10 protein-coding genes are annotated in these 12,443 nt (G+C 58.1%); 4 read left to right on the top strand and 6 right to left on the bottom strand.

The features are described 5' to 3' along the window. Positions 1-58: 58 nt before the first annotated feature. Positions 59-532 (bottom strand): T6SS immunity protein Tdi1 domain-containing protein, encoded by a 474-nt coding sequence (locus tag SLW75_RS22885; protein ID WP_410935529.1) that lies wholly within the window; start codon positions 530-532, stop codon positions 59-61. Between the two features lie 104 nt (positions 533-636). Next, the gene (locus SLW75_RS22880; protein ID WP_410935528.1) at positions 637-1,473 is read right to left on the bottom strand and encodes an enhanced serine sensitivity protein SseB C-terminal domain-containing protein; all 837 of its coding nucleotides are present in this window, start codon (positions 1,471-1,473) and stop codon (positions 637-639) included. A gap of 711 nt (positions 1,474-2,184) precedes the next feature. Here SLW75_RS22880 and SLW75_RS22875 point away from each other — a divergent pair. Then, on the top strand, positions 2,185-4,896 hold the full coding sequence (locus tag SLW75_RS22875) for an AAA domain-containing protein (RefSeq protein WP_410935527.1): 2,712 nt from the start codon (positions 2,185-2,187) through the stop codon (positions 4,894-4,896). Positions 4,897-5,247: 351 nt separating this feature from the next. On the opposite strand, the gene SLW75_RS22870 is transcribed toward SLW75_RS22875, so the two are convergent. The 4 genes from SLW75_RS22870 to SLW75_RS22855 form a co-directional block, all read right to left on the bottom strand. Further along, on the bottom strand, positions 5,248-5,625 hold the full coding sequence (locus SLW75_RS22870; protein ID WP_410935526.1) for a hypothetical protein: 378 nt from the start codon (positions 5,623-5,625) through the stop codon (positions 5,248-5,250). Beyond that, a complete protein-coding gene (locus SLW75_RS22865; RefSeq protein ID WP_410935525.1) occupies positions 5,622-6,008 on the bottom strand; it encodes a hypothetical protein in 387 nt (128 codons plus the stop codon). Before SLW75_RS22865 ends, SLW75_RS22870 begins: the two co-directional genes overlap by 4 nt. Before the next feature lie 228 nt (positions 6,009-6,236). Beyond that, positions 6,237-7,721 (bottom strand): mechanosensitive ion channel domain-containing protein, encoded by a 1,485-nt coding sequence (locus SLW75_RS22860; protein ID WP_410935524.1) that lies wholly within the window; start codon positions 7,719-7,721, stop codon positions 6,237-6,239. 92 nt (positions 7,722-7,813) lie between these two features. Beyond that, positions 7,814-8,575 carry an SDR family oxidoreductase gene (locus tag SLW75_RS22855; RefSeq protein WP_065989312.1) on the bottom strand — a complete coding sequence of 254 codons (762 nt, stop codon included), beginning with the start codon at positions 8,573-8,575 and terminating at the stop codon, positions 7,814-7,816. A 267-nt stretch (positions 8,576-8,842) separates the two neighbouring features. On the opposite strand from SLW75_RS22855, the gene SLW75_RS22850 reads away from it, so the two are divergent. The 3 genes from SLW75_RS22850 to SLW75_RS22840 all read left to right on the top strand — a co-directional run bounded on the left by SLW75_RS22850 (position 8,843) and on the right by SLW75_RS22840 (position 11,988). Next, a complete protein-coding gene (locus tag SLW75_RS22850) occupies positions 8,843-9,847 on the top strand; it encodes an NADP-dependent oxidoreductase (protein ID WP_410935523.1) in 1,005 nt (334 codons plus the stop codon). Between the two features lie 136 nt (positions 9,848-9,983). Beyond that, positions 9,984-11,327: a CDP-diacylglycerol--serine O-phosphatidyltransferase gene (gene pssA, locus SLW75_RS22845; protein WP_410935522.1), complete on the top strand. Its 1,344-nt coding sequence runs from the start codon at positions 9,984-9,986 to the stop codon at positions 11,325-11,327. Between the two features lie 4 nt (positions 11,328-11,331). Continuing rightward, a complete protein-coding gene (locus SLW75_RS22840) occupies positions 11,332-11,988 on the top strand; it encodes a TetR family transcriptional regulator (protein ID WP_410935521.1) in 657 nt (218 codons plus the stop codon). Positions 11,989-12,443: the final 455 nt, after the last annotated feature.

The raw sequence follows: 12,443 nt of genomic DNA, 5'->3' as shown, positions 1-12,443 counted from the left end.
GGATGGGATGCCCTGCCGTACGTGATTCCACCGTCGTTCGGCGTCATTGGGCGGCCTTTCAGGCGCCGCCGTCGAGGTCGTGCATTTGGGCCACTATGTTCATAAAGACCCAGGCATCCCCCTTGTCGTACGTCTCCAGTGCTTCGCTACCGCCGAGAAACGGGTACGGCTGCGGGATGTAGACCTGATCTTCGGCAAGGGGGCCCAGATGTCGGAATAGATCGGCAACGTGGTCCGAATCCAACACATACAGCTCGAACCCCGGCTCTTTTAGTACCTCCGCTTCAAAGTCTTCGACTGACGGGTGGCTTCCGTACGACTTTGCCGCGCACTTGAAAGGGTGCAGCACGAGGTACTCTGAGTCGTGAGGGTTGCGAAGAAAGAAATGGCCGAGGCTTGAGTAACCCACAACCTCTGTGTGGTTCGGGAAGCTGGCGGCCCACGCGCCCAGATCGCTTGAGGGGCGAACCGAAAACAGAGTGTAGAGAACAGGTCCGGATGGCTTTCCGAATATTTTGGAGAACAGTCCCAAGGTTAAACCTCAAGTTGAGCGCTTTGTAGCAAGAACGCGCTGGTAAATTTGTGTGGTCGAAAACGACAGGCCGCTACATTCGATTTGGCGAACTGATTCGGATCTCACATCTGGTAGAAAGACTGTGACATTGTCTTGGTTCGATCTCTTTCACGCTTTAACAAAGCCAAGCAATGATCGCAGCCACCCTGCCGACTTCCTTTCATAGAAAGGCGTGGTTTCCTTGAGGAAGTAGTCGCTAAGGCCTTCCCCCCCTTGGTCACGCGATAGAGGTCAACGGGTTCGCCATCCGGAGCGGTATCTCCGGCAACACTACCGGCTTCGCGCATGACTCGTTCAATGTCTCCGTCCGCTTCAATACCAATGATCAGATGAGGCTTTTGATCAACCGATGCGTCATGCATCAACGCCAGAAATGCACGTTTTACGTTGCGATGTTTGGCGAGTAACTGCGTGAGCGAATTGACCATCCTTGACGGGTATTGCGACGGCTGTCCGAGCAGTACGTTCGTGTTTTTTTCGACCGTGCGCTGCGCCGGCTTCTGGCCGATCCCGTCGGAGAGCAAATGGCGCACTTCCTCCGGCAAGAACTCTTTACCGTAAGGAGACTTTGGATTGAGGAAAAGCGGCGCGCCCAGTGTGATTTCAAACAGCGATCTTGCCGGGATCTCTACGTAGGACTCTTCGCTCTCTATGGATGCCTGGAGTGTTTGCAATGAAGAGAAAAACGGGATGACCGGGGAGCCGTCAGCTTTGTGCCAATTCGCGATGCTGATGTCGCTACCCGCTTCGAGCGTGACATGACCTTTGCCGGTCCCGGCAGTGCCAAGCACGTAGACGGTGGAATTCAACAGCGTCGTGAAAAAGTCAGGTCGATGGGCCGGTTCATCCGCCGCCATCCTGAGTGATTGTTCGAGGGTGTTTTCTTGCTGGGTATCCATGATATCCATCCGTGGTTCAATCAAAAATGAGCGCAAACAGCGCGTAGTTTTTCACGTGATTGTGAAAACAGGAAGAACAGTAAACGAATGAATCTGGGGCAAACGGCAGTGTAAGGAGCAGCGGACTCAGTCTAAGGCAAGTACGCCTATGGGCAGGCGATGATTAACCTCGAAGCTGCCGCAGCAGTGCAAACAGCTCCCATACAATGCTGTAGCCGGCCACGATACCCAAGTGCTGAGACCTACAGCACTCGCCAACATTGATTGAAGTTTAGTAATCAGGGTCATGTTCCGTCCCTCAGCGGGTATATCGCTTAACCTTATCGGTGAGCATTGATTTCGGTTTGTCCTGACTCGCCGTCGCCGCGCCGTTGCTGTGGCAAATTCACGGCGGCCTACCGCAGCCATCCAGCACCACAATGTTTGGTATCAGCGGCGAACCGCAACTGCTGCTCGCATCGCCCACCATCCCAAAGACCGAGTATTCGCGACAGATCGCTTCTGGCTGGTTCCCGCACTTCGCAACAGGCAGCTGTAGGTCGACAGCTGTCGCAGGCAATAGGTTTCTAGCCAGGTCGGAATACGCAAGATGAATAAACGCATGAACCGGCTATCGACCTTGGATGCAACGATGGCACTATGACCCCCTTAGGAGAAAGGTAACGTTCGGCGCAAAGCAAGCCGGACGTCATGCGCATAGGGACAGGGAAGATGGCTTCGATAAAGATGGATGGTGAGGACAAGACCGGAAAGATCAGCGATTGGACGATTCGCTGGAGCGACCAGTACGAAGCCCTGGAACTGACCTGTCACTTTCCTTCCAAAAAAAAATACACCCGCCCGCTCAGTAATTGCCAAGTTTCGCCCAGCCGCGACTTGACCAACGTATTGCTGCAAAAGCCCGGCAGCATGATAGCTACGCCCATTGCCAAGGCTACGATTTACGACGAGCGATACGCCGTAGTGCACTACCCGGGCGTCAAAAAGCCTTATGTCTACAAGATGGACAGCATCGGTTTGACCGCGCCGACAGCGATGAAGGAAACGCCGGTCTTCCGCTATATCACCGTCGTTGCGAATGCCCGGCGGGATCAGGCTGAGTCCAAGACTGATCGCGACATTGCCGACAATGTGGTGCGCCAGCTAAACAAACTTCCCGCCATCGCCGGTACGGCGTTGGATGCCTATTGTACGGGCCGCAACGGCACGCTGACGCCGGGTCAAGGGCTTATTTACCCGTTCGGGCTTAACGAGAGTCAGCTTCAGGCGGTCGAGCGAGCGTTCAGCGCGCAAGTGAGCGTGATCGAGGGCCCGCCAGGGACCGGCAAGACCCAGACAATCCTCAATATCCTGGCCAATATTTTGTTACGTGGGCAGACGGTAGCAGTGCTGTCGAACAACAATGCTGCCGTAGAAAACGTCTATGAAAAGCTGGAGAAGTACGGCCTGGGCCACTTGGTCGCCCAACTCGGGAACCAGAAAAAACGTGAGGCCTTCTTCGCTGACCTGCCTGCTTGGCCAACATGCGCGCACGAGCCTGCGCCGTCCCTGGAGGATATCCAAGCGTTGCTGACCCGCTTGAAGCAGCACCTGCAAGAGCACAACAGGGCGGCACAACTGCAAATTGAGCTGGACGAGCTGGTCATTGAGCGACGCCACTTGCAGCAGTGGCAAGCAGAAAGCGATGTGCGGCTCACAGGCTCTCTCGACAAGTACGGCCTGACACCGCGCAAGACTACTGACCTCATGGCCTACCTGGCTTACCTCGGCGAACAGCGCATTCATCTCAAAGACCGAGTCGAGCTGCTGTTCAAATTTAGAATCTTTCGCACCAAGCCATTCGCCAATAGCGAAGCGCGCATGGCTGTTTTCCAAGCATTGCAGATGCATTACTACGATGAGTCGCTTCGGCACAAGGAAGCGGAGCTCCGGGCGTGCCGTGAATCGTTGGCACGTGCGAACTTCACAGCCTTGCTGAACGAACTTACATCAGCGTCCATGCACCATCTGAAGCAGCATCTGCAACTTCAGGTGCCGCCGTCGGATAGCTTTGATGCCAAAACTTACTGCAAGCATTTCGACGTCTTTGTGAAGCGCTTCCCTATCCTTGGCAGCGGCACGCACTCGATCGTGAACTCCATCGCGCCGGGAGCAGTTCTCGACTACGTGATCATTGACGAAGCTTCTTTGCAAGACATCGTGCCAGGCATCCTGCCGCTAGGCTGCGCAAAGAATCTGATCGTTGTTGGAGACAACCGACAGTTGCCGCATATACCTGTGTCACTCGGGCTTCAAGCGCCCGCCGATGTCTACGATTGCGAGCGCTACAGCTTGCTGGATTCGTGCATTGCCGTGTTCCAGGACGCGCTGCCCAGAACTCTGCTGAAAGAACATTACCGCTGCCACCCCAGGATCATTCAGTTCTGCAACCAGCAGTTCTACGACAACGCGCTAGTGCCAATGACACAAGACAAGGGCGAAGATCCCCTGCGCCTGGTAGTTACAGCCAAGGGTAACCACGCCAGGACTAACACCAACCTTCGGGAATTGGACTCTCTGCTGAAGGTGCTTGAGGACGAGGGGGAGCCCGTCGGAGTGGACAGCGAAGGCCGCGGGTACATCGCTCCGTTTCGGGCGCAGGTCAGCCTTTCCGGCACGCACTTACCGACGGATTTCGTGAAGGACACCGTGCACAAGTTTCAGGGCCGCGAATGCGACGAAATTGTCTTCTCTACCGTCCTAGACAAGAAGCGCTACAACCAAATGCAAAAACGCCTGGATTTCGTCGACGATCCACGCATGATCAACGTGGCAGTTTCGCGGGCCAAACATCGCTTCACCCTGGTGACCGGCGATGAGGTATTTACTGACAACAATGGCCACATCGCTGCGCTGATCCGCTACATCAGCTATTACGCGCAAGGCGAGCATATCGTGCGCGCGCCCGTGGTATCGGCATTCGACTTGCTGTACCGCGAGTACGACCAGTCGCTCGCCCGCCTGGACGCCCGCCTTAGGGCTGAGGATTCGCGCTACAAGTCCGAGCAGATCATTGCTCAGTTACTGCGCGAGGCGCTGTCAGCCCCGCCCTATCAGGCACTGAAATATCACACCCAGATCCAGCTGGATCAGCTTGCATCGCCGGGTAGCCTCGACTGGACGGAGCGCCAGCGGGCGTTCATGAGGCGCGCCAGTTGCGATTTCGTGATCTATTTCAAAGTAGGCAAGAAACCGATAGGAGTAATTGAGGTTGATGGGGGTTACCACGACCAACCCGTCCAGGCAGCTCGGGACGCCATGAAAAATGAGATTTTGGCCAGAATTGGTATTCCGATTCTTCGGCTGCGGACAGTTGAGAGTGACATCGAGCGGAGAATTGGCGACTTTATTGGGCAGTGGGCGAGTCCTACGCAGAGTGCCTAAGCGCTGCGGCGGCGGGCGTCATTCGCCGCTGGTAGATTTCGATCCGAAGCTGCCTGTAGCCAGGACGAAAGCTGGTGGATCGAAGGTTCCCGAAAGTGATCTGGCTGCCACACGAAGACATCATTAGGTTGGCGAGACTCAAAATTGGTCTTTGTTTCGCCTCAGTGATCGGATCGAAGCAACTGCTGGTGAGAGATCGCTTTCGATCCCTCAATATGAGACGGATTTACTTCACCCAGCAAATAAATCCGTTCCCCTTTACAACATCGCGAATGGCCAATGGTCGCAACGCGGGGTTCCACGCTGCGACAGTTCCCGGCGCGCGCAAATGTGGCTAGTGGGGAGGCATAATTATTGACTGATCAGACGCGACGCTAGATTAAGAGCGATGAGACAAAGAATCAATACAGAACCCAAAGCGATGGGAACAACCAGAAGTTTTTTATAGTAACTAGGGAGGCGTCCAACCTCTCCAGCATCGACCAAACCTCGTTTAGCATGGATCTTTGGCATCATTACTACGGCAGCAATAACTCCACCCCTCATGACTTTTCCAATCAAACCAGCATTACCCCACACTTTTCGCGTATCACTCACATAAGAGCAGTTGGTCAGACGACTCTCGATAGCGTCAATATACTTATGGGCAATAGACGCTATTGAAAAACACACTAACGACAAAAGCAACAATACGATCCCGTTAGCCAAGCCAATCTGAATGCTATTCATTTTCCGAATTTACCGTATAAAACATCACCAAATGCTTCGCCGCCCGCTCCACCTAAGGCTCCACCGCCCATTCCTCCTAATGCCCCTCCGACAACTCCGCACGCGAGTGTACCCATTCCGCCAGTGGGAACACCAATGATTACGCAAGCAGCTCCTGCAGCAAAACCGCCCACATATCCCATGAAACCAGCTCCTGCTAAACTTCCAAGGAGAGAGCTGCTTTCAACATATTTTGCTCTTGTACACTGCTCCTCGCGTCCCACCGCGCAAGCATTTCGAATTGCCAGTGCGGTGGCGCCTACATCAAGCGCTGTCCCAATATAGGTGCCTCGTTTTACCCATTTAACGGCCTGCGCCACCCCAGATACCATCAGTTCCCTCAACAGAGTCAGCTACGGACAATGAAGGTACTTGAGCGCAAACGCCAGCTTGCCCAGAGCCCTTATCCCCTTGTGCGAATACTCGGTGAAATCACCTTGGGCATCGATAACGTGTAGCAGGTCTTGTGATTCCAGATCCACCGTCAGCCTCGTTTGGCGACTTCATCGAGTGGCTTTCGCCAAACGCCGATTGACCGCGACAGTGTTACTTCTCAGCAACCAGCAGGCTTATCAGCCATTCTTCCCTGCTTTTCTATCATCAGCCCCCTGCCCCCGCGTCACCTCAAACCGCCTGACATTCTTACGCAACCAACCCAGAAACCCATTGGCATCAGCCACCACAGGCTTAGCCTCCAACATCGCCGCCCGCGCCTTCGCCCGAAACTTCGCCAACCCCGCCAACGCCCCAATCAATTCCGGATGCTCCGCCAACCACGGCTCCAGATCCGCTCTGTCAATCCGGTAAATCATGCAGTCGGTGTACGCGCAAAAACGCGCCACCGTCGGGGTCGCGTCCAGGAAACCCGTCTCACCCAGCAGCTCACCCGGCCCCATGCGCCCTACCTCCAGCCAGCCATCCGGCCGTTGCAGCGAAGCCGACACTACCCCGGACTCAATAATGAACAGCGCATCAGGCACCACGCCCTCGGCCGGCACGATGTCTTTCGCCGGATAAGCGCCGAGGCGCATGTGCTGTTCCAGCTGCGCACGGTCGGCGTCGCTGAGCATGCGCAGCGCATTGACGGTGTTGAGCACGGCAGACTGTCGCGTTGCGGGGCGTTGCTGGTCCTGGCGGGTTTCGGTGGACGCGAGCTGCCGGTGAATGAGGTCGAACAGTTGATTGCGCACTGCTGAACGCCGGTCCCGGGACTTCACGTAGCCGGTGACTTCATACTCGACGATGCGCAGGCCGGATTTGACCACCACTGCCGATGGCGCGGGCTGGGCGAGTAATTCACGGCAACCGAGCAGCGCTTTCTCCAGGGAGTCCAGCACCAGGCTGGGGCGGAGACGGATGGACTGCTCGATGGACAGGGTGACGGAGTGGAAATGGTCCGGTCGGCTGAAGTTGACGATGCGGGTCTTGGCGGCCATGGCGTTGGGGATCACGGCCATGCTGCCTTCGGCGGTCAGCAGGTGGGTGGAGCGCCAATCGATTTCGATGACCTTGCCTTCGATGTCATCGACGCGAATCCAGTCGTCCACCCGAAACGGCTTGGTCGCGTTGAGGACGATGCCGGAGAACACATCACCCAGGGTGCTTTGCACAGCGAGGCCGAAGATGATCGCCACGGCGCCGGAGGTGGCCAGCAGGCCTTTGACCGGCAGGTCGAGCACGTAGCCGGCCGCCGCCACTGATGCGACGAGGAAGATGATCGCGCCCATGACGTCTTGCAGCAGATGACCCTTGCCGCCGATCCGTGGCTCCATGACCACGACCGCGAGCACCGTCAGGGTCCGCGCGCCAAACAGCCACCAGGCGATGGTCAGAATGGTGGCCAGCACATGGCGGGGAACGGACCAGTCGGCGGGCACCGGATACAGCGGACTGAGCCCGCCATCGAGCAGCGCCATGCTGAACAGCACGAACAGCACAAGGCGGCACACAAGCTTGCGCCGCAGCCAGCGCGGGTGCAGCCACTGCCAGAGCGTGAGGTCGATGACCAGCAGCACGGCAGCGCTGATCAGCGGATAGGCGAACCACAAATGATCCATCGACGTTCCCTGAGGGTGGACAGCCCGTGGAGCTTAGCTGAATACCTCGCAGGGAGCGCCAGTGTGCTTTTTTGCTGAAAGGGTCTGATCGATCAGAACGCCGTGACGCCCCCGTCCACTGCCAGCGAGTGACCGGTGGTGAACGCGGCGCCGTCGCTGCACAGGTAGAGCACGGCGGCGGCGATTTCTTCGACTTTGCCGATGCGGCCGACCGGGTGCATGGTCGCGGCGAATTCGGCCTTGCGCGGGTCGGCTTCGTGGGCGCGGCGGAACATGTCGGTGTCGATCACCGCCGGGCACACGGCGTTGACCCGGATGTGTTTCTTGGCGTACTCGATGGCGGCCGACTTGGTCAGGCCGATTACCGCGTGCTTGGACGCGCTGTAGATGCTCATCTTGGGCGCCGCGCCCAGTCCGGCGACCGATGCGGTGTTGACGATTGCCCCGCCGCCCTGGGCCAGCATCAGCGGCAACTGGTGTTTCATGCACAGCCAGACGCCTTTGACGTTGACGCCCATGATCGCGTCGAACTCGGCTTCACTGCCTTCGGCGAGGCGGCCCTTCTCGATTTCGATGCCGGCGTTGTTGAAGGCGTAATCGACACGGCCGTAAGCGTCCACGGCCTGGGCCATCATCTGCTGCACCTGGGCGTCCTTGGTCACGTCACACGGCAGAAACAGCGCTTCGCCTCCCGCCTGCCGAATCAACTGGGCCGTGCCCTCGCCGCCCGCGCTGTCCAGATCCACCACCAGCACTTTCAGGCCGTGTTCGGCGAACGCCAGCGCGGTCGCTCGGCCAATGCCTGCAGCGGCGCCGGTGACCAACGCAACCTGGCCGGAAAACGTCATGCTCATGGGATCGTCCTTTTTTTGTACGTATTAATAGGAGGCTCGGCACATGCCGTGGTGAGCCGCAGCTTAGCGGTCGCGACACAATCGGCGTCAGCACTATCAGGAGGCCGGTTGCCGGGCCATTGGTGGCGATGATGATCCGCGAAGTGCGCCATCAGCAGCATGGATCGGCGGGCATTCGGTACAGTGGCATTCCTTGCTGTCCGGACCGTTACGGTCTATCAATGCTGCGATCCGTAAACCTTCAGCCACCGCAAACGAGAGCCTGTCATGACTGCCTTGAACAACCGCCAATTCCTCCTCGCACGCCGCCCGGTGGGTGCTGCCAGCCGGGAGGATTTCACCTTCCAGACCGTGCCCGTTGCGGAGCTCGCCCCGGGACAGATCATGGTGAAAAGTGAATACCTGTCCCTGGACCCGGCCATGCGCGGCTGGATGAACGAGGGCAAGTCGTACATCGCACCGGTCGAGCTGGGAGCGGTGATGCGCGCGTTGGGTGCGGGCAAGGTGATCGAGTCGCAGCACCCGAAATTCGCGGTGGGCGATTACGTTCAGGGCGTGCTGGGGGTGCAGGATTATTTCGTCGGCGAGCCCAAGGGCTTCAACAAGGTCGATCCCAAGCTCGTGCCGTTGCCGGTGTACCTGGCGGCGCTGGGCATGACCGGCATGTCGGCGTATTTCGCCCTGCTCGAAGTCGGCCAGCCCAAGGCCGGTGACACCGTGGTGATTTCCGGCGCGGCCGGTGCGGTGGGCAGCATTGCCGGTCAGATCGCCAAAATCAAAGGCTGCCGGGTCATCGGCATCGCCGGCGGCAAGGAAAAGTGCCAAACGCTGATGGATGAGTTCGGCTTCGACGGCGCCATCGATTATAAGAACGAGGACATCCACGCCGCCCTGAAACGCGAATGCCCCAAGGGCGTGGACGTGTATTTCGACAACGTCGGCGGCGACATCCTCGATGCGGTCCTGACGCGCCTGGCGTTGAAGGCGCGGGTGGTGATCTGCGGCGCCATCAGCCAGTACAACAACAAAGAAGCCGTCAAAGGCCCGGCCAACTACCTGTCGCTGCTGGTCAACCGCGCACGCATGGAAGGTTTCGTGGTCATGGACCATGCGGAACACTTCGCCAAAGCCGGGATGGAAATGGCCGGCTGGCTGGCCCAGGGCAAGCTGAAGAGCAAAGAGCACATCGTCGAAGGCCTGGAAACTTTCCCCGAAACCCTGCAGATGCTGTTCAAGGGCGAAAACAGTGGCAAGCTGGTTTTGAAGGTATGAGGTTAAGGCGAGACCTCAAGGGGTGAGCCGTCACTGATAATCCGCTGAACAACTCACGGATAACGCTGCCAAAACCACCAGAGGGCGCACTCTGGTGTAAGCTCGTGCGCTGTTGATCCGACCCATCGAGAGGCTTATGCGGGCTCCCTTCCGACGTTCTACCCTTGCAGCGCTGTGCGGTTTTGAATCCTCCGGCACGGCGATCACGATTCTGCCGAGTGCCGCCGATTACCGGCAGACGCTGCTGGCAAAGATTGCCGCCGCCACCCGGCGGATTTACATCGTTGCCCTGTACTTGCAGCAAGATGAAGCCGGCCAGGAAATTCTCGATGCGTTGTATGCCGCCAAGGCTGCGCGGCCGGCGCTGGACGTCGTGGTGCTGGTCGACTGGTTCCGCGCACAACGCGGCCTGATCGGCGCCGGCAAACAGGCCGGGAACTCGGCGTGGTATCAGGCGCAGAACCTGGAACACGACCAGGAAGTGCCGGTGTATGGCGTGCCGGTGCAAACCCGCGAGCTGTTCGGCGTGCTGCACCTCAAGGGCTGCGTCATCGACGACTGTGTGATTTACAGCGGCGCCAGCATCAATAACGTCTATCTGCACAAGCTCGGCAAATACCGGCTCGATCGCTATCACCTGATCGACAGCAAAGGCCTGGCGGACTCGTTCCAGCGCTTGGTGCAGCAGTATATTCTGCCGTCTGACGCGGTGCATCGCCTCGACCTGCCCTCGCCGCCCAGCTCACGCAGCCTGCGCGGGGAGATTCGTCAGTTCCGTCAGCACCTCAAGCGCGCCAGCTATGACGTCAACGACGGCGTGCGAGACAACGGTGGGTTCCGGGTCATTCCGCTGCTGGGCATCGGCAACAAGAACCCGCTGAGCAAAACCCTCTGCGACCTGATCGCCGCGACGAACGAGCAACTGACGCTGTGCACGCCGTACTTCAACATGCCGCTGGTGGTGAAGCGCGAGATCAACCGCGCGCTGAAGCGAGGCGTGAAGGTCGACATCATCATCGGCGACAAGACCGCCAACGACTTTTTCATTTCGCCGGAGGAGCCGTTCAAGGTGATCTCCGCGCTGCCGTATCTGTACGAGATCAGCCTGCGTCGCTTCATGCAGAAGCATCAGACGGCGATCGCCAAGCACCAGTTGAATATTCATTTGTGGAAAGACGGCGACAACACCTATCACCTCAAGGGTCTGTGGTCGGACGACCGTTATACCCTGCTGACCGGGAATAACCTGAACCCGCGGGCCTTTCAGCTGGACCTGGAAAACGCCGTGCTGATCGATGACCCCAAGGGCGAATGGCTGAAGCCACGCGCGCAAGAGATCGCGCTGCTGATGCGCGATACCCATCGGGTCGGCAAGTTCGACGAGCTCGATACGCTGAGCGAATACCCGGTCGGCGTGCGCACCTTCCTGCGCCGTGTCAGCCGGGTCCGCGTCGAGCGCCTGCTCTACCGGATTCTGTAAGCCCATGGGCAAAAGCGCCGGCGTGCGTGCGCAACAGGCCGATCAGACCCGGGCGCGCATTCTCCAGGCGGCGATCACGGTGTTCACCCGCGACGGCTATTCCGGCGGGCGCATCGAGAAGATCTCCGCCGAAGCCGAGTCCAACGACCGGATGATTTATTACTATTTCGGCAGCAAGGAGAAGCTGTTCGTCAAGGTGCTTGAGCACACCTACGAGCAGTTCAACCGCGCCGAAAGCCTGCTGTCACTGGACCCGTCGACGCCGGTGGAGACGCTGCGCCAGTTGGTGGCCTTCGTCTGGGACTATTACGTCAGCCACCCGGAATTCGTTGCCATCCTCAGCATCGAGAACCTGCACAAAGGCAAGCACGCGCGCCAGTCCGGCGAGCTGCGACGCCTGTCAGGCGAAGCCGTCGGCGTGCTCAGACCGATCATTGATGCCGGTCAGGCGCAGGGGCTGTTTCGGCAGGACCTCGACATCAAGCACGTGTATTTGATGATCGCGTCGCTGTGCTACTTCTATAACTCCAACCTGCACACCCTCAGCTCGTTCCTGGGTCAGGACATGGCCGCGGAAGGAGAGCGCACGGACTGGTTGGCGTTTATTCAGGACCTGGTGATGCGCGGGGTGGCAAAGGCCGCTCAGACGCCACACATCTGAATTGTGGGAGCGAGCTTGCTCGCGAAGAGGCCAGTACATCCGCCAGATATTTAGCGGTCGAAATGCAGTCTTCGTGAGCAAGCTCACTCCCACAGGGGCCAGTACATCCGCCAGATATTTAGCGGTTGAAATGCAGTCTTCGTGAGCAAGCTCACTCCCACAGGGGCCAGTACATCCGCCAGATATTTAGCGGTTGAAATGCAGTCTGTGGGAGCGAGCTTGCTCGCGAAGGCGCCGGTACATCCGCTGAATATTCTGTGGCTGAGATACCGCTTTCGTGAGCAAGCTCACTCCCACAGGGGCCAGTACATCCGCCAGATATTTAGCGATTGAAATGCAGTCTTCGTGAGCAAGCTCACTCCCACAGGGGTCAGTACATCCGCCAGATATTTAGCGGTCGAAATGCAGTCTTCGTGAGCAAGCTCACTCCCACAAAAGCCAGTACATCCGCCAGA

The sequence above is a fragment of the Pseudomonas sp. W5-01 genome, from assembly GCF_046540435.1.
Taxonomy (GTDB): domain Bacteria; phylum Pseudomonadota; class Gammaproteobacteria; order Pseudomonadales; family Pseudomonadaceae; genus Aquipseudomonas; species Aquipseudomonas graminis_B.
Note: the sequence above shows the minus strand (reverse complement) of the source record. Positions and strands in the feature narration are given on the sequence as shown.